This window comes from Streptomyces sp. NPDC111628, assembly GCF_055635195.1.
The window spans coordinates 774,168-791,237 of the sequence record NZ_JBVKBZ010000005.1 but is presented as its reverse complement, the minus strand read 5'-3'; the positions used below and the strand labels follow the sequence as shown (position 1 = coordinate 791,237).

16 protein-coding genes are annotated in these 17,070 nt (G+C 72.5%); 4 read left to right on the top strand and 12 right to left on the bottom strand.

The features are described 5' to 3' along the window. Positions 1–647 precede the first annotated feature (647 nt). Positions 648–1,658 carry a tryptophan--tRNA ligase gene (gene trpS, locus ACZ7MF_RS29490; RefSeq protein ID WP_471481181.1) on the top strand — a complete coding sequence of 337 codons (1,011 nt, stop codon included), beginning with the start codon at positions 648–650 and terminating at the stop codon, positions 1,656–1,658. Here the strand turns inward: trpS and ACZ7MF_RS29485 are convergent. Continuing rightward, entirely contained in the window at positions 1,613–2,644 is a 1,032-nt protein-coding gene (locus tag ACZ7MF_RS29485) for a GlxA family transcriptional regulator (RefSeq protein ID WP_471481179.1), read from the bottom strand. The genes trpS and ACZ7MF_RS29485 overlap by 46 nt on opposite strands. Before the next feature lie 75 nt (positions 2,645–2,719). Between ACZ7MF_RS29485 and ACZ7MF_RS29480 the strand changes: the two genes are divergently transcribed. Beyond that, a complete protein-coding gene (locus ACZ7MF_RS29480; protein ID WP_471481178.1) occupies positions 2,720–3,301 on the top strand; it encodes a cysteine hydrolase family protein in 582 nt (193 codons plus the stop codon). Positions 3,302–3,338: 37 nt separating this feature from the next. Here the strand turns inward: ACZ7MF_RS29480 and proC are convergent, their stop codons facing one another. The 7 genes from proC to ACZ7MF_RS29445 all read right to left on the bottom strand — a co-directional run bounded on the left by proC (position 3,339) and on the right by ACZ7MF_RS29445 (position 9,273). Beyond that, on the bottom strand, positions 3,339–4,151 hold the full coding sequence (gene proC / locus ACZ7MF_RS29475; RefSeq protein WP_356859502.1) for a pyrroline-5-carboxylate reductase: 813 nt from the start codon (positions 4,149–4,151) through the stop codon (positions 3,339–3,341). Between the two features lie 216 nt (positions 4,152–4,367). Then, a complete protein-coding gene (locus tag ACZ7MF_RS29470) occupies positions 4,368–5,168 on the bottom strand; it encodes an ABC transporter permease (protein WP_471481176.1) in 801 nt (266 codons plus the stop codon). Then, positions 5,165–5,995: an ABC transporter ATP-binding protein gene (locus ACZ7MF_RS29465; protein WP_471481174.1), complete on the bottom strand. Its 831-nt coding sequence runs from the start codon at positions 5,993–5,995 to the stop codon at positions 5,165–5,167. Before ACZ7MF_RS29465 ends, ACZ7MF_RS29470 begins: the two co-directional genes overlap by 4 nt. Before the next feature lie 247 nt (positions 5,996–6,242). After that, positions 6,243–7,025 carry a class I SAM-dependent methyltransferase gene (locus ACZ7MF_RS29460; RefSeq protein ID WP_471481172.1) on the bottom strand — a complete coding sequence of 261 codons (783 nt, stop codon included), beginning with the start codon at positions 7,023–7,025 and terminating at the stop codon, positions 6,243–6,245. Positions 7,026–7,537: 512 nt separating this feature from the next. Then, positions 7,538–8,041 (bottom strand): EamA/RhaT family transporter, encoded by a 504-nt coding sequence (locus tag ACZ7MF_RS29455; protein ID WP_471481171.1) that lies wholly within the window; start codon positions 8,039–8,041, stop codon positions 7,538–7,540. A 42-nt stretch (positions 8,042–8,083) separates the two neighbouring features. Then, on the bottom strand, positions 8,084–8,776 hold the full coding sequence (locus ACZ7MF_RS29450) for a DUF4232 domain-containing protein (protein ID WP_471481169.1): 693 nt from the start codon (positions 8,774–8,776) through the stop codon (positions 8,084–8,086). Positions 8,777–8,943: 167 nt separating this feature from the next. Continuing rightward, on the bottom strand, positions 8,944–9,273 hold the full coding sequence (locus ACZ7MF_RS29445) for an SH3 domain-containing protein (protein WP_471481167.1): 330 nt from the start codon (positions 9,271–9,273) through the stop codon (positions 8,944–8,946). A 185-nt stretch (positions 9,274–9,458) separates the two neighbouring features. Between ACZ7MF_RS29445 and ACZ7MF_RS29440 the strand changes: the two genes are divergently transcribed. Next, entirely contained in the window at positions 9,459–11,588 is a 2,130-nt protein-coding gene (locus ACZ7MF_RS29440; RefSeq protein WP_471481164.1) for a serine/threonine-protein kinase, read from the top strand. 28 nt (positions 11,589–11,616) lie between these two features. Here the strand turns inward: ACZ7MF_RS29440 and ilvD are convergent, their stop codons facing one another. The 4 genes from ilvD to ACZ7MF_RS29420 form a co-directional block, all read right to left on the bottom strand. Then, positions 11,617–13,470 (bottom strand): dihydroxy-acid dehydratase, encoded by a 1,854-nt coding sequence (gene ilvD, locus ACZ7MF_RS29435; protein WP_356859516.1) that lies wholly within the window; start codon positions 13,468–13,470, stop codon positions 11,617–11,619. 145 nt (positions 13,471–13,615) lie between these two features. Continuing rightward, a complete protein-coding gene (locus ACZ7MF_RS29430) occupies positions 13,616–14,227 on the bottom strand; it encodes a TetR/AcrR family transcriptional regulator (protein ID WP_471481162.1) in 612 nt (203 codons plus the stop codon). Beyond that, complete coding sequence (locus tag ACZ7MF_RS29425; RefSeq protein WP_471481160.1) at positions 14,224–15,084, bottom strand: sugar phosphate isomerase/epimerase family protein; 861 nt, start codon at positions 15,082–15,084, stop codon at positions 14,224–14,226. Before ACZ7MF_RS29425 ends, ACZ7MF_RS29430 begins: the two co-directional genes overlap by 4 nt. A gap of 127 nt (positions 15,085–15,211) precedes the next feature. After that, a complete protein-coding gene (locus tag ACZ7MF_RS29420; protein ID WP_471481157.1) occupies positions 15,212–16,144 on the bottom strand; it encodes a Ppx/GppA family phosphatase in 933 nt (310 codons plus the stop codon). 71 nt (positions 16,145–16,215) lie between these two features. On the opposite strand from ACZ7MF_RS29420, the gene ACZ7MF_RS29415 reads away from it, so the two are divergent. Then, positions 16,216–17,031 (top strand): DUF3109 family protein, encoded by an 816-nt coding sequence (locus ACZ7MF_RS29415; protein ID WP_356859524.1) that lies wholly within the window; start codon positions 16,216–16,218, stop codon positions 17,029–17,031. Positions 17,032–17,070: the final 39 nt, after the last annotated feature.

Sequence of the window (17,070 nt, the reverse complement as noted above, 5' to 3'; positions counted from 1 at the left end):
TCCTTTGTACTCACCCTCTCGGGCTTTCCTCCGGGCGCTTCCCTTCGGTCTTGCGTTTCCGACTCTATCAGATCTTTCCGATCCGATTTCCTCGGCGCTTTCCAGGTTCCCGCTTTCGCGTTTCCCTTTCCGGCGGTTCCGACTCTATCAGATCCTTTCGGGCTCTGATTCCCCGTCAGAGGGGGTTGTCTCCGCGGCCCTTGAGCCGTTTCGACGAGGTGAGACTCTAGCGGACTCCCGGCTCCCGAGCTAATCGGGGGCCCGCGTTCTTTCGAACGTGGATTCCTCATTCCGTTAATACGCGCACCGACACATAGACGACGCCGACAACGCGACTGTTCGTCGAAGAGTGGTGAGTACTTGCGGAATCGCTGTCCGGGGACCGACCGGGGTCGGCGCTCACGTCGGACAACTCGGAGAACACTAGGAGGGTGGAAGGGTCGTGTCAAATCCCGGGTCGTGCGGCCTCCGGGGGCGTAGTGTAGGGCGCGTGATGACGCGTACGTGTACTCAGCTCTGGTGGGCCGCCTGACGGCGGCCGCACACACGTATGCACTCGACGGCCGCCGCTTCGGCGGCCCTTCTGTTTTCTCCCTCCAGGAGGGGCGGCCGGCGGGTGGCGGCGGCCCTGACCAGGAGGTGGAGAGATGACACGGGTCTTCAGTGGGGTCAAGCCGACCGGGCACCTGACGCTGGGGAACTACCTGGGCGCCATGCGGCGGTGGGCCGCGGTGGACCAGCACCGGTCCGACGCGCTGTTCTGCGTCGTCGACCTGCACGCGCTGACCGTGGACCACGATCCGGCGCGGGTGCGCAGACTCAGCCGTCAGGCGGCGTCGCTGTTGCTGGCGGCGGGGCTGGATCCCGAGGTGTGCACCGTGTTCGTGCAGAGTCACGTGGACGAGCACGCCCGGCTGTCGTACGTACTGGAGTGCGTGGCGACCGACGGCGAGATGCGGCGGATGATCCAGTACAAGGAGAAGGCCGCACGGGAGCGGGGCCGGGGCGGGAGTGTGCGGCTGTCGCTGCTCACGTACCCCGTGCTGATGGCGGCCGACATCCTGGCCTACGGGACGGACGAGGTGCCGGTCGGGGAGGACCAGACGCAGCATGTCGAGCTGGCGCGGGATCTCGCGGTGCGGTTCAACCAGCGGTACGGGCACACGTTCGTGGTGCCGCGGGCGACCAGTCCGGCGGTGGCGGCTCGGGTGATGAATCTGCAGGAGCCCGCGTCGAAGATGGGCAAGAGCGACGACACCGGGCCGGGGATCGTCTATCTGCTGGACGAGCCGGACGTGGTGCGGAAGAAGGTCATGCGGGCCGTGACCGACAGCGGGCGTGACGTGGTGTACGACCGGGAGGAGCGGGCCGGTCTCGCCAACCTGCTGGAGATTCTCGCCGCCTGCACGGGCGGGGGCCCGGCGGAGCTGGCGGACGGCTACGACTCGTACGGCGCGCTGAAGAAGGACACCGCGGAGGCGGTCGTCGAGATGCTGCGGCCCGTGCGGGATCGGCACATGGAGCTGTCCGCCGATCCCGGGCACGTGGACGGTGTGCTCCGGGAGGGGGCCGAGAAGGCCCGGGCGATGGCACGGCCGACCGTGGACGCGGCCTACCGGGCGATCGGGCTGCTGCCCCCGGTGAACGCGGCGCGATAGGCGCGGGGGCTGGTGGCGAGGCGTGCTGCGAAGTGCTGGCGCATCATGACCTCGCTGCCGAACCCCGCCCGGCGGGCCACCTCGGGCATGGGCAGGTCGGTGCGTTCGAGGAGCTTCTGGGCCGCGGCGATGCGCTGGTCCAGGAGCCAGCGCAGCGGCGTGGTGCCGGTGGCCGCCGCGAAGTGACGGGCGAAGGAGCGCGGGGACATGCCGGCGCGGGCGGCCAGGTCGGCGACCGTGAGGGGCTCGTCGAGGTGGCGCAGGGCGTGTTCGCGGACGGCGGCGAGGGCGTCGGCGTCGCGGTCCGTGTGCTGGGTGGGGTGCTCGATGAACTGGGCCTGGGTGCCGGTGCGGAAGGGTGCGGTGACCATCGAGCGGGCGATGGTGGCGGCGGCTTCGGCGCCGTGGGCCAGGCGTACCAAATGGAGGCAGAGGTCGATGCCGGCTGCCGTGCCGGCGGCGGTCCAGATGCGGTCGTCCTCGATGAAGAGGGCGTCGGGCACGACGGTGACCCGGGGGTGGTGGCTCCGCAGGAGGTCGAGCAGGCGCCAGTGGGTGATGGCGCGGCGGCCGTCGAGCAGGCCGGCCTGGGCGAGGGTGAAGGCGCCTCCGCAGAGGGCGGCGACGGTGGTGCCGCGGGCGTGGGCGCGGCGGAGGGCGGCGAGGACCGGGGCGGGTGCCGGGGTGAGGTGGTCGTCGAGGCCGGGGACGACGACGAGGTCGGCTTCCGCCAGCCAGTCGAGGGGACGGTCGGGGTGGAGGGCGAGGCCGCCGCGCATCGGGACGGCGGTGGTGCCGTCGGCGGCGACGCGGCGCAGGTCGAAGGCGGGGGCGCCGCGGTCGGTGCGGTCGGTGCCCCAGACCTCGGTGATGACGGCGACGTCGAAGGCCCGGATGCCGGGGAAGGCGACGAGGGCGACGCGGTAGGGGGGCGCTGCCGCTCGTACTGCTCCTGCTGCTCCTGTTGTTTCTGTTGGTCCGGCCACGGGTGGCAGTAAATCATCGATCGCTGGCTTTTGGACTTCTGGGAGTTCGGGTCGCCGGGCCGCACGATCTGAGGCATGGACATCGCCGAGAACGCAGCACTGGTGGTCGTGGACGTGCAGAAGGGCTTCGAGGAGGCCGACTTCTGGGGTACGCGCAACAACCCGGGGGCGGACGACAACATCGCCGCGCTCATCGACGCGTGGCAGTCGGCCGCGCGGCCGGTCGTCTTCGTACGGCACGACTCGGTGAAGGCCGGGTCGCCGTTGCGGGAGGGGTACGAGGGCAACGGGTTCAAGGAGTACGTGGAGCAGCGGCGCGGGAAGGGGGGCGGGGCCGAGCTGCTGGTCACGAAGAGCGTGAACTCGGCGTTCCTCGGCGCGCCGGACCTGGGCGCCTGGCTGCGGGCGGCGGGAATCCGGCAGCTCGTGCTGGCCGGCATCCAGACGAACATGTGCGTCGAGACGACGGCGCGGATGGGCGGGAACCTCGGGTACGAGGTGGTGGTCCCGTTGGACGCGACGTACACCTTCGACCTGGAGGGGCCCTTCGGCTGGCGGCAGAGCGCGGACGAGCTGGCGCGGGCGTCGGCGGTGTCGCTGCACGGGGGCGGGTTCGCCCGGGTGGTGACGACGGAGGAGGTCCTGGCCGGGTGCTGACCCGGGTGCGGTGAGCACCCGGCGGTCCGTCGCGGTGTCAGTCCTTGGTGCCGGAGGCCAGTTCGCGGCTGCGGTCGCGGGCGGCCTCCAGGGCGGCGATGAGGGCGGCGCGGACGCCGTGGTTCTCCAGTTCGCGGATGGCGTTGATGGTGGTGCCGGCGGGGGACGTGACGTTCTCACGGAGCTTGACCGGGTGTTCGCCGCTGTCGCGGAGCATCTTCGCCGCGCCGATCGCCGACTGGACGATCAGGTCGTGGGCCTTGTCGCGGGGCAGACCGAGGAGGATGCCGGCGTCGGTCATGGCCTCGACCAGGTAGAAGAAGTACGCCGGTCCCGAACCGGACAGGGCGGTGCAGGCGTCCTGCTGGGACTCGGGGACGCGGAGGGTCTTGCCGACGGCGCCGAAGATCTCCTCGGTGTGGGTCAGGTGGGCGGCGGTCGCGTGGGTGCCGGCCGAGATGACGGACATGGCCTCGTCGACGAGGGCCGGGGTGTTCGTCATGACGCGGACGACCGGGGTGCCGGGGGCGAGGCGTTCCTCGAAGAAGGAGGTGGGGATGCCCGCCGCGCCGCTGATGACCAGGCGGTCGGCCGGGACGTGGGGGGCGAGTTCGTCGAGGAGGGTGCCCATGTCCTGGGGCTTGACCGTGAGGATCAGGGTGTCGGCCGTCTTGGCGGCCTCGGCGTTGGTGACCGGGGTGACGCCGTGGCGGGCGCGGAGTTCGTCGGCCCGTTCCCGGCGGCGGGCGGTGACGAGGAGGTCGGCGGGGGCCCAGCCGGCTCCGATCATGCCGCTGAGCAGGGCTTCGCCGATCTTGCCGGTGCCGAGGACTGCGACTTTCTGGGTCATGGGTTCGGGTGCCCTCCGGGGTGCGCGCGTGGTCCGGGGTCATCCTCGCACTGCGGGTGCGGGTGGGGGTCGTGCGTCCAGTCCGCGGGATGCGGGTGGGGGTGCGGTTCAGGGTTTCGCCCCCGCCGCCCCTTCCCGTTCCCGTCCCTGGGGGCTGCGCCCCCAGACCCCGCTTTCGGCCGGAACGGCCTCGTCCTCAAGCGCCGGACGGGCTGACTATGCCGTTCGGCGTTTCAGAGTGGCCGCTCCCAGGGTCAGGACCAGCAGGGCGCAGCCGGCGACGATCAGGGCGTCACGGACGAAGGTTGCGGTCATGTCGGTGTGGCGCAGGACCTCGTTCATGCCGTCGACGGCGTAGGACATGGGCAGGACGTCGGAGACCGCCTCCAGGGCCGGGTGCATGTTGTCGCGCGGGGTGAAGAGGCCGCAGAGGAGGAGCTGGGGGAAGATCACTGCCGGCATGAACTGGACCGCCTGGAACTCCGAGGCCGCGAAGGCCGAGACGAAGAGGCCGAGTGCGGTGCCCAGGAGGGCGTCGAGCAGGGCGACCAGGAGGAGGAGCCAGGGGCTGCCCGTCACGTCCAGGCCCAGGAACCAGACCGCCAGGCCGGTGGCGAGGGCCGACTGGACGATGGCGAGGGCGCCGAAGGCGAGGGCGTATCCCGCGATGAGGTCGCCTTTGCCGAGGGGCATGGCGAGGAGGCGTTCGAGGGTGCCCGAGGTGCGCTCGCGCAGCGTCGCGATGGACGTGACCAGGAACATCGTGATCAGCGGGAAGATGCCGAGGAGTGAGGCGCCGATGTTGTCGAAGGTGCGTGGGCTGCCGTCGAAGACGTAGCGCAGCAGGAAGAGCATCACGCAGGGGATCAGCATCAGGAGCGCGATGGTGCGGGGGTCGTGGCTCAGTTGGCGCAGGACGCGGGCCGCGGTGGCCGTGGTGCGGGAGAGGCTCAGGGGGCGGGTGGGGGCCGGGGTGAGGGCGGGTGCGGGGGCCGCGGGGGCCGTGGGCGTGGTCATCGGGTGGTCTCCTTGGTGCGGGCCGCCGCCTTGGCCTTCGCCTCGTCGACCAGGTGGAGGAAGGCTTCCTCGACCGTGTCGGAGCCGGTACGGGTGCGCAGGGCGTCGGGGGTGTCGTCGGCGAGGACCTCGCCCTCGCGCATCAGGAGCAGCCGGTGGCAGCGCTCGGCCTCGTCCATGACGTGGGAGGAGACGAGGAGGGTGGCGCCGCGGTCGGCGGCGATGGAGTGGAAGAGGGTCCACAGGTCGCGGCGGAGTACCGGGTCGAGGCCGACCGTCGGTTCGTCGAGGACGAGGAGTTCGGGGGCGCCCAGGAGGGCCACGGCGAGGGAGACCCGGCTGCGCTGGCCGCCGGAGAGGTTCCCGGCCAGGGCGTCGGCGTGGGTGGTGAGGTCGACGTCGGCGATGACCCGGGTGACGTCCTCGCGGCGGCGGTCGGAGGCCGCCCGGCCGGGGTCGAGGATCTCGGCGAAGTAGTCCAGGTTCTGGCGGACGGTCAGGTCGTCGAAGACGGACGGGGCCTGGGTGACGTAGCCGATGCGGGTGCGCAGGGCCGGGTGGCCGGCCGGGCGGCCGAGGACGTCCAGGGTGCCGGTGACCTTGGCCTGGGTGCCGACGATCGCCCGCATCAGCGTCGACTTGCCGCAGCCGGAGGGGCCGAGGAGACCGGTGATCCGACCGCGCGGGACGGTGAAACCGAGGCCTCGCAGAACGGTGCGGGGGCCGCGGACGACGGTGAGGCCTTCGGCGCGGACGGCGGGCGGGGCGGGGTCGCCGCCTTGCCCATCGGGTGGCGGGGAGGAGTGCTCCGTCGAGTAATTCATCATGTGATGAATACTCCTCCTGGGCGCCTACGACGTCAAGCGCCGTGGGGGCGCCGGGCTGGCGTGGCAGCCGGGCAGCGGAGCGGCGGACCGCCCGGGCGGGGCGCTGGCGGGCTGGCGAGCCAGCAGGCCGACGGGTCGGCGAGGCTGGCGGATCGCCAGGGCCATCAGGCTGTCGTGGGCGGCAAGGCTGCCGGTCACCGGTCCACCGGGTCGCACGAGCCACCAGACCACCGGGCCGCCCGGGACGTCAGGGCGTTGGGGTCCGGGCGAGGAGGAGGTGGACGTCGTAGGTTTCCTCGACCAGGGCGTCCGGGAAGGCGGCCAGCAGGTGTCGGCGCTCCTCGGTGAAGAAGGCCGTGGCGCGTTCCTCGGTGTCGGTCAGGAAGACCGAGTGGCTGCCGAGGTTGGCCAGGTGGGTGTCGAGGGGGACGCGACGGCTCCAGCGGATCTTTTGGTGGACGAAGTCCAGGTTCCCGGTGGGGTCGGCGAAGCGGGCGTCGAAGTTTCGTTTCTCGGCGGCGAGGTTGAGGTCCGCGAAGTGCCGGTCGATGCGTCGCGACGACTCCGCGATCCACGGCACGTCGTGGGCGTCGGTGTTCCACCACAGCGCCAGGGCGCCGCCCGGACGCAGCACGCGCAGCGCCTCCGGGACGGCCAGGGCGGGGTCGGTCCAGTGCCAGGACTGGGCGTAGGTGAGCAGGTCGGCGCTGTGGGCGGCGAGGGGCAGGGCGTTGCCGTTGCCGCAAACCACGGGGACGCCGGGGAGGGTCCGGCGGAACTCGGTGGCCATGCCGGCACCGGGTTCGACGGCGATGACGTCGGCGCCGCGTTCGTGCAGGCGGGCGGTGGCGAGGCCGGTGCCGGCGCCCACGTCCACGACGCGGGAGCCCTTGAGGGGGCGGCCGGTCAGCTCCTCCAGCGCGTCGAAGAGGGCGGGCGGGTAGGAGGGGCGGTTGGCGGCGTACTGGGCCGCGGCCGCGTTGAAGGAATGGGCCCGGGCGCTGTGGTCGGCCTGCGGAGGTGTCGTCATACGGCCATGGTGGCCCGGTGGACCGGCGGGGCGAAGGGGTTTGCGGGAGCGCCGCGTGGGCCGCGGGAGGGGGCCTCCGGGCCCTCGGTCCGGTCGGCCGCTCGGTCGGTCGCCCGCTCGCTCGATCCGTCGGTCGGTCGGCCCGCTCGGCCTGTCGGTCGTTCGGTTCGGCGGCCCCTCGGCCGGTCGGGTCGCTCCGACGGTCGGTCGGTCAGGCCGACGGTCACTCGGCCTGTCAGTCGCTCGGTCCACTCGGCCGGGTCGGTCGGTTGGTCGGGTCGGCCTGTCGGTCGGGTCGGTCGGCCGGGTCGCTCCGACGGGTCGGTCGGTCAGGCCGACGATCACTCGGCCTGTCGTCGCTCAGTCCACTCGGCCGGTCGGCCGGTCGGGGCGGCTGGTCGGCCGAGCGGTCGGGGCGGCCGGGGCGGCCGGGCGGCCGGGGCAGCCGGGCGGCCGGGGCAGCCGGGCGGTCGGGGCGGTCGGGTCGACAGGCCGGGCGGGTCTGTGGGTCGCTACTTTCGGCGGCGCTTCTTCATCGGGTTGCCCGAGCGGCGGGTGGTGCGCTTGTCGTACTCCTCGCGGGCCCTGTCGTACTCCGCGCGGTGCAGTTTCTCGCCCGGTGCCTCGGTGAAGGTGCGGAAGAAGTAGGCGAGGAGGGAGCCGACGAAGCCGATGGCGAGCAGGCCGCGCGCGGAGGCCTGGCGGTCGGGGTCGGGGCGGCTGGTGAAGCCGGACCAGGTGTGGCGGAAGGCCAGGGCGCTGCAGATCGCGAACATCACGATCATCAGCAGCGAGACGAAGCTGCCGATGTCGGCGATCTGGAGGCCCTGGTAGGCGACGCGGAGCACGAAGCAGGCGGCGGCCGCCGCGGCGAGCGAGCCCACGGCGAGGCCCACCCGGCGGGCGGCGTAGCCGTCGTCGTGGTTCACCCAGGTCGTGCCGTAGAACCGGAGGGGTTCGGGGCGGGGGCCCGCCTGGGCGTCCGGGCTGCCGTTCGTGCCGTTCTCTGCGCTCACGCGTCGATTATGGCCCCGCGCCTCCCGGGGCGTGCGGTGCGGTCAGCCGCCCTGGCCGGCGCTGCCGAGCGGGCCGACCCGCACCGGGGTGCCGGAACCGTCCGTGACGGGCAGCGAGGCGCCGCCCGGCCAGTCGAGGGTGACCGACTTCGTCTCGTCGGGCGGGGTCACCACCAGGCCGGTGATGCGGACGCCGGAGCCGCCCGAGTCGTTGATCGGGTAGGTGATGCCGAAGGTCACCGTCTCCCCGTCCTTGAGGACGATCCTGGGGGCCGGGTCGCCCGTGCGCTCGGCGGACACCGTGCCCGAGTTCGTCTTCAGGTCGACGCCCGCGTAGCCCGCGAGGGAGCAGTCCCGGCCGCCGCCGTTCTTCAGGTCGACCGCGACGGTCCCCTCGGTGTCGCCGCCGACGGTGGCGTCCATCGCCGTGATCTCCAGCTCGTCGGTGCTGCACTTGGCGGCCTTGCCGTCCTGGCCGGACCCGCCGGACCCGCCGGTGCCGCCGGAGCCCCCTGTTCCTTCGGTGCCGCCGGTCCCGTTCGGGGACTCCCCCTCGGAGTCCGAGCCCGCGGAGTCCGAACCCGCCGATCCGGAGCCGCCGTCCGAGGAGGCCGCGGTGGAGGCGGCCGGCGGAGCGGTGCTCTGGCCCGTGCCGTCGTCGTCGTTCTGGCAGGCCGTGAGCGAGAGGCCGGCGGCGAGGGCCATGGCGGCGAGGGTCAGCTTGCGAACGCGCATCGTTGTCTACCTCAGGATCGGTTGGCGTGCCGGTCCGCCCGTACCCATCGGTGCGAGCGGGCGCTTCTGATCACCAAGAGCCGCTCGGCCCGGCACACCGTTCCCCTCGGCAACCTCCTAGTACTTCCCCAAGACATCCCTGTTACAAGGTCAGCAGTGTTACGGGGTCAGCAGCGCGGGGCCACCCAACCGTCGCTGCCGGTGAGGATGTACGCGTCGGAGACGTACTGACCGCTGCCGATGCTGTCCCAGATGTTCGAGGTGCCGTAGGGGCCGGAGACCCACTGCCCCGTGCGCTGGCAGTTGATCGTGACCCTGGAGCCCTCGGCCAGGACCCGCACCACGGAGTAGTTGGTGCCCGGGCCGCTGCGCACGTTCAGGCGGTAGCCCGGCGCGACCGGGTAGGAGCGCAGGGCCGCCGCCGCGACGACTCCCTCGCCCGCTGTCTTTTCGCCCTCTTCCCCGCCGCCGATGTTCTGGACCTGGTCGACCGACATGAAGGAACTCCCCCCGTTGAAGACCCCGCGACTTTCGCGGGGCACCGTTGATACCCCAAGAACAAGCCATGAAACGCCAGTTCGCAACTCGCACACGCGAGTCGGCAGGCCGCCTCTGTCCCGTACGCCCCATCGACTAGGCTCCGAGCATCGCTCGCGCGAACGAACAGCACGGGGGTGGTTCCATGGCGCCGCAGCGGGATGCCGGAGCGGACGCGGAAGCGGAACTTCCGGAGTACGCCGGCCACTACCGGCTGGAGTCCCGCCTCGGCTCGGGCGGCATGGGCGTCGTGCACCTGGCCCGCAGCACCTCCGGGATGCGCGTCGCGGTCAAGGTCGTGCACGCGACATATGCCAGGGACCCCGAGTTCAGAGGCCGTTTCCGGCAGGAGGTGGCGGCGGCCCGGCGGGTGAGCGGGGCCTTCACGGCGCCGGTCGTGGACGCCGACCCGGAGGCCGGGCGGCCCTGGATGGCGACGCTGTTCATCCCCGGTCCGACGCTCTCGGAGCAGGTGAAGCGGAACGGGCCGATGGACGAGCCCCAGCTGCGGCGGCTGATGGCCGGACTCGCCGAGGCGCTGCGCGACATCCACCGGGTGGGCGTCGTGCACCGGGACCTCAAACCGAGCAACGTCCTGCTCGCCGAGGACGGTCCGAAGGTCATCGACTTCGGCATCTCCCGGCCGAAGGACAGCGAACTGCGCACCGAGACCGGGAAGTTGATCGGTACGCCGCCGTACATGGCGCCCGAGCAGTTCCGGCGGCCCCGGGAGGTGGGGCCCGCGGCCGACGTCTTCACCCTCGGTTCGCTGCTGGTGCACGCGGCGACCGGGCGGGGGCCCTTCGACTCCGACAGCCCCTACGTCGTCGCCTACCAGGTCGTGCACGACGAGCCCGACCTGACCGGCGTACCGGAGTCGCTCGCGCCGATGGTGCTGCGGTGCCTCGCCAAGGAGCCCGCGGACCGGCCGACACCGGACGAGTTGATGCGGGAGCTGCGGTCGGCCGCGGCGGCCTACGACACGCAGGTGTTCATACCGGCACCGCGGACCGAGCGGGACGAGACCCCGCGCGGGGCCGGTGCGCCACCCGCGTCGCAGGAGTCCGCCGAGCCGTCCACACGGCGGTCCGGGCGGGTCCTACGGCGGCTGGGGAAGCGGTCGGCGCTCGTCGCCGGGGCGGTGGGGGTCGCCGTGATCGGGAGCCTCGTGGCCGTGCAGGCGTTCGGCGGTGCCGAGCCCGCGGGCACGCCCACCGCGCAGAGCGCATCGGACGGGTTCGGGCCGTGGGAGGCGTCGCCCGCGACGCCGGGCGGCGGGATGACGCAGTGCTCGTACGCGGCCCCGCGGCTGTTGTGCGCGCGCCCCGGTCTGGTCTTCGCCCTCGACCCGGCCGACGGGAGCACGCTGTGGCGGCACCCCGTCGAGGAGACCGTGCGGGACGAACCGCCGGTCGTGTCGGGCGGGCTCGTGCAGCCCGAGGTCGGTCTGCTGGGCCCGCTGGAGGCGCTCGACCCCGCGACGGGTGAGCCGGCGTGGCAGGAGGAGATGCCCGCGTACGACGGTCTGCGTACCGTCGGCGACATGCTGCTGCTCACCCGCGCCGACGGGATGGTCACCGGCGTCGACAGCGCCACGGGGCGGACGAAGTGGGCACACCGGATCCCCGGGCAGGCGGTGCCGTACTTCACCTCGGTCGCCGGGGAGCGGCGGCCGGCGGCGTACGCGACGAGCCCGAGCGCGGACGGGAAGCGGACCCGGGTCACCGCGGTGGACCCGGCGAGCGGGGACGTGCGCTGGGACGCGGAGCTGGCGGGGGAGCTGAAGCCCGTGGGAGCCGCGGACGGTTCGGTGTTCCTCCTCGTCGAAGGGGCGACCTACGGCGTCAGGACCGTGGTCCGCTACACGCCCGCCACCGGCGCGACCCGGCGGGTGACGCTGCCGATCCCGGTGGATCAGGCGCAGGCCGGGGTGCACGGGGACACCCTGTACCTCATGGGCGCGGGCGGCTCGCTGGTCGCCGTCGACATGGCGGCGGGGAAGCAGGCGTGGCGGCTGGAGACGGGCATGAGCCGGGGCTCGGCGCCGGTCTCCGACGGGCGGCACGTGTACGTCACCGCGCCCGACGGGCGGCTCCTCGGTGTCGACGCGCGCCGGGGCAGGCTCCTCGGGCAGACCCGGCCCCGGCTCGGCCCCGACTCCGACACGGTGCCCGCCTCACTGCCCGCGCCGCTGCTCGCGGGCGGGAACGTGTACGCCGGGGCGCCGGACGGGACGGTGTTCGCAGTGTCGGGGCGGGACCCGGGGGCCTGGTAGGCCGCCGCCCCGGGTCCCCCGGTGGGCCTCAGCCCAGCTTGCTGACGTCGCGGACCGCGCCCTTGTCGGCGCTGGTGGCCATCGCGGCGTACGCCTTGAGGGCCGCGGAGACCTTGCGGTCGCGGTTCTTCGGGGCGTACACGCCGTTCAGGGCCTGCTCGCGGCGGGTCAGCTCGGCGTCGTCCACGAGCAGCTCGATGGAGCGGTTGGGGATGTCGATGCGGATGCGGTCGCCGTCCTCGACGAGGGCGATGGTGCCGCCGGCCGCCGCCTCCGGGGAGGCGTGGCCGATGGACAGGCCCGAGGTGCCGCCGGAGAAGCGGCCGTCGGTGACCAGGGCGCAGGCCTTTCCGAGGCCGCGGCCCTTGAGGTACGAGGTGGGGTAGAGCATCTCCTGCATGCCGGGGCCGCCCTTGGGGCCCTCGTAGCGGATGACGACGACGTCGCCCTCCTTGACCTGCTGGGTGAGGATCTTCTCGACGGCCTCCTCCTGCGACTCGCAGACGACCGCCGGGCCCTCGAAGGTCCAGATGGACTCGTCGACGCCTGCCGTCTTGACGACGCAGCCGTCCACGGCGAGGTTGCCGCGCAGGACGGCGAGACCGCCGTCCTTGGAGTAGGCGTGCTCGACGGAGCGGATGCAGCCGCCCTCGGCGTCCTCGTCCAGGGAGTCCCAGCGCTCGGACTGGGAGAAGGCCTCGGCGGAGCGGACGCAGCCGGGGGCCGCGTGCCACAGCTCGACCGCTTCCTTGGAGGGGGAGCCGCCGCGCACGTCCCAGGTCTTCAGCCAGTCGGCCAGGGACGGGCTGTGGACGGAGTGGACGTCCTCGTTGAGCAGGCCGCCGCGGTGCAGTTCGCCGAGGAGGGCGGGGATGCCGCCGGCGCGGTGCACGTCCTCCATGTAGTACGTGCGGTCCTTGGCGACGTTCGGCGCGACCTTGGCCAGGCAGGGGACGCTGCGCGAGAGGGCGTCCATCTCGGCGAGGCCGTAGGAGACCTCGGCCTCCTGGGCGGCGGCCAGCAGGTGCAGGATCGTGTTGGTGGAGCCGCCCATCGCGATGTCCAGCGCCATGGCGTTGCCGAAGGCGGCGGGGGTGGCGATGTTGCGGGGCAGGACCGAGTCGTCGTCCTGCTCGTAGTAGCGCCGGGTCAGGTCGAGCACGGTGCGGGCGGCGTTCTCGTAGAGCGCCTTGCGGGCGGTGTGGGTGGCCAGCACCGAGCCGTTGCCGGGCAGGGAGAGGCCGATGGCCTCGGTCAGGCAGTTCATCGAGTTGGCGGTGAACATGCCGGAACAGGAGCCGCAGGTCGGGCAGGCGTTCTCCTCGATGCGGAGGATGTCCGCGTCGGAGATCTTGTCGTTGACCGCCTCCGACATGGCGTCGACCAGGTCGAGGGTGCGGACCGTGCCGTCGACCAGGGTGGCGCGGCCGGACTCCATGGGTCCGCCGGAGACGAAGACCGTGGGGATGTTCAGGCGGAGCGCCGCGTTGAGCATGCCCGGCGTGATCTTGTCGCAGTTGGAGATGCAGATCAGGGCGTCGGCGCAGTGTGCCTCGACCATGTACTCCACGCTGTCCGCGATCAGGTCGCGGGAGGGGAGGCTGTAGAGCATGCCGCCGTGGCCCATCGCGATGCCGTCGTCCACGGCGATCGTGTTGAACTCGCGCGGGATGCCGCCGGCCGCGGTGACCGCCTCGCTGACGATCCGGCCGACCGGGGCCAGGTGCGTGTGGCCCGGCACGAACTCCGTGAAGCTGTTGGCGACGGCGATGATCGGCTTCCGCCCGATGTCCGCGCCGGGTACACCGGAGGCACGCATAAGGGCGCGGGCGCCCGCCATGTTGCGGCCGTGGGTGACTGTGCGGGACCTCAGTTCGGGCATCGTCGCTCGCTCCTTCGGAGAGTTATGACTGCCGTCGAGCGTACGCCGGTCATCCAGGGGTCGGGACAGGGTGTCCGGAATGCGGGACGCGCGTCTCGTCGTACGCCGTCGGCGGGTGGCATCAGGGGTGGCCTCGCGGGTGGCCTCAGGGGCCGGTGAGGTGGCCCTGTACGACCGGGGCCAGGCGGGCGACGAGCTGCTCCGGGTCGGCCGAGGCCAGCGGCTCCACCCTGATCACGTAGCGGAGCATCGCGCACCCCACCAGCTGCGCCGCCGCCAGTTCGACGCGCAGTTCCGCGTCCGGGACGTTCAGCTGGGCGGCGATCCGGCGCAGCAGCTGGGCGGCGATCAGCCGGCGGAAGACGGTGGCGGCGGCCTCGTTGTTCACGGCCGAGCGGAGGATGGCCAGCAGGGGCGTGCGGGTGGCGGGGTTCTCCCAGACGCCGAAGATGAAGCGGGTCAGGCGCTCGCCGACCCCGTCCAGGGGGCCGTCGGCGAGCGCCTCGGGGGCGTCCATGGCGGGCGCGAAGGCGACCTCGATGGCCGCCTCGAAGACCTGCTCCTTGGTGCCGAAGTAGTGGTGCACCAGCGCGGGGTCCACGCCCGCGGACTTGGCGATGCCGCGCACGGACGTCTTCTCGTAGCCGCGCTCGGAGAACTCCTCGCGGGCCGTGGTGAGGATGCGGTCGCGGGTGTCCCCGGACTCCGTACGGGGCGGGCGGCCGCGGCGACGGGTGGTCCCGTTTCCGTTGCTCACCGGCGGTCCGTCCGCGCCGCGTGTGCGGTCCCCGGCGCCGGGGACACCGTCTGCGCCAGGTGCCGGCGGGTGAAGGCCAGTGCCTCGGCGAGATCGGCCTCACGTTCGGCGCCGGACATCGCGCGCCTGGTGTTGACCTCGATGACGACGTGGCCGTCGAAGCCGGTGTGCGTGAGGCGCTCCAGCACCTCGGCGCAGGGCTGGTTGCCGCGGCCGGGGACGAGGTGCTCGTCCTTGGCGGAACCCTTGCCGTCGGCCAGGTGGACGTGACCGAGGCGGTCGCTCATGCGGTCGATCATGTCGAGGGTGTCGGTGCGGGAGGTCGCGGCGTGGCTGAGGTCGATCGTGAAGTGCCGGTAGTCGTCCTTCGTCACGTCCCAGTCGGGGGCGTAGGCCTGCATCTCGCGGTCGCGGTAGCGCCAGGGGTACATGTTCTCGACGGCGAAGCGGACGTCCGTCTCGTCCGCCATCCGCCAGATGCCGCTGACGAAGTCCCGCGCGTACTGGCGCTGCCAGCGGAACGGGGGGTGCACGACGACGGTGGACGCGCCGAGCTTCTCGGCGGCGGCGCGGGCGCGCTGGAGCTTGACCCAGGGGTCGGTGGACCAGACGCGCTGGGTGATGAGCAGACACGGTGCGTGCACGGCGAGTATCGGCATGCGGTGGTAGTCGCTGAGCCTGCGCAGCGCCTCGATGTCCTGGCTGACCGGGTCCGTCCAGACCATCACCTCCACGCCGTCGTAACCGAGGCGGGCGGCGATCTCGAAGGCCGTCGCCGTCGACTCCGGATAGACGGAAGCCGTCGACAGGGCGACCTTCGTGTCCGGGGTGCGGACGGCGTCGCTTGGTTTTGCCACGGGGGTCAGGTTACGGGGTGGGCATGGGGAGCCGCGGGGTGCCCAATCGCCGTTGTGGTCATTGCCATACGGCGCGTACCGGTCGGCTGTGGCTCGTCGCGCCGTTCCCCGCGCCCCTTTCGGGGCGCTATTCCTGGCCCATGTGGTCGAGGCGCCGCAGGATCACGCCCTCCCTCAGGGCCCATGGGCAGATCTCCAGGCTCTCCACGTGGAAGAGGTCCATCGTGGCCTCGGCCACCAGGGCGCCGGCCAGCAGCTGGTGCGCCCGGCCCTCGGAGACGCCGGGGAGCTCGGCGCGCTCGGTGCTGGTCATGGCGGCCAGGCGGGGCACCCAGGCCTCCAGCGAGGCACGCTTCAGCTCGCGCTGGACGTAGAGGCCCTCGGTGGAACGGGCGGCGCCGGTGATGCGGGCCAGCTGCCGGAAGGTCTTCGAGGTGGCGACCACGTGGTCGGGGGCGCCGAGGCGGCTGAACTCGCCGACCGTCCGGGCGATCTCCGTACGGACGTGGCGGCGCAGCGCCCTGACGTCGTCCGGGTGGGGCGGGTCGTCGGGCAGCCGGGCCGCGGTCAGCCGGCCCGCACCGAGCGGCAGCGACACGGCGGCGTCCGGTTCCTCGTCCATGCCGTACGCGATCTCCAGGGAGCCGCCGCCGATGTCCAGGACCAGCAGCCTGCCCGCGGACCAGCCGAACCAGCGGCGGGCGGCGAGGAAGGTGAGCCGGGCCTCCTCGGCGCCGGTGAGGACGGTCAGCTCGACGCCGGTCTCGGCGCGCACGCGCGCGAGGACGTCGTCGGCGTTGCTCGCCTCGCGCACGGCCGAGGTGGCGAACGGCAGGAGGTCCTCGACGCCCTTGTCCTCGGCCGCCTGGAGCGCCTCCCGGACGACCGCGGCCAGCCGGTCGACACCGTCGGGGCCGATCGCCCCGTCCTCGTCCAGGAGCTGGGCGAGGCGCAGTTCCACATTGTGCGAGTGGGCGGGCAGCGGGCGGGCGCCGGGGTGCGCGTCCACCACCAGCAGATGCACCGTGTTCGAACCCACGTCGAGGACACCGAGTCTCATGTACGGAACGCTACTGCGGGCGGGGCCTGCCGTGGTCCGGTCCTTCCGCTCCGGCGACTTACCCTGGAGCCGTGCCAAAGACGAAAAAGGCGAAGGACGAAAAGTCGGCCAAGAAGGATAAGAAGCGCATCTCGGGCGACGAGAAGGGGCTCGACTTCGCGCGCGCGTGGGTGGAGTTCCCGGATCCGGCGGACGACGAGCAGGTCTTCCGGTGCGATCTGACATGGCTGACCTCCCGCTGGAACTGCATCTTCGGCAGCGGCTGCCAGGGCATTCAGGCGGGCCGCGCGGACGACGGGTGCTGCTCGCTGGGCGCGCACTTCTCCGACGAGGACGACGAGAAGCGGGTCGCCGGGCACGTGGCGCGGCTCACGCCGGACATCTGGCAGCACCACGCCGAGGGCACGCGGAACGGCTGGACCTCCGAGGACGACGAGGGCTCCCGGCAGACCCGGCCCTTCCAGGGGTCGTGCATCTTCCAGAACCGGCCGGGGTTCTCCGGGGGTGCGGGCTGCTCGCTGCACATCCTGGCGCTGAAGGAGGGCCGGGAGCCGCTGGAGACCAAGCCGGACGTGTGCTGGCAGCTGCCGGTCCGGCGGACGTACGAGTGGATCGACCGGCCCGACGACACGCGCGTGCTGCAGGTGTCGATCGGTGAGTACGACCGGCGTGGGTGGGGTCCCGGCGGGCACGACCTGCACTGGTGGTGCACGTCGGCGACCTCGGCGCACGGCGCGGGCGACCCGGTGTACGTCTCCTACCGGCCGGAGCTGGTCGAGCTGATGGGCAAGGCGGGCTACGACCGGCTGGTCGAGCTGTGCGAGGAGCGGCTGGCCTCGCAGCTGCCGTTGCTCGCACCGCATCCGGCGGACCCCGCCGGTCGCTGAGGCCCGGGGCCGGCTCCGGCTCCGGCTCCGGCTCCGTGC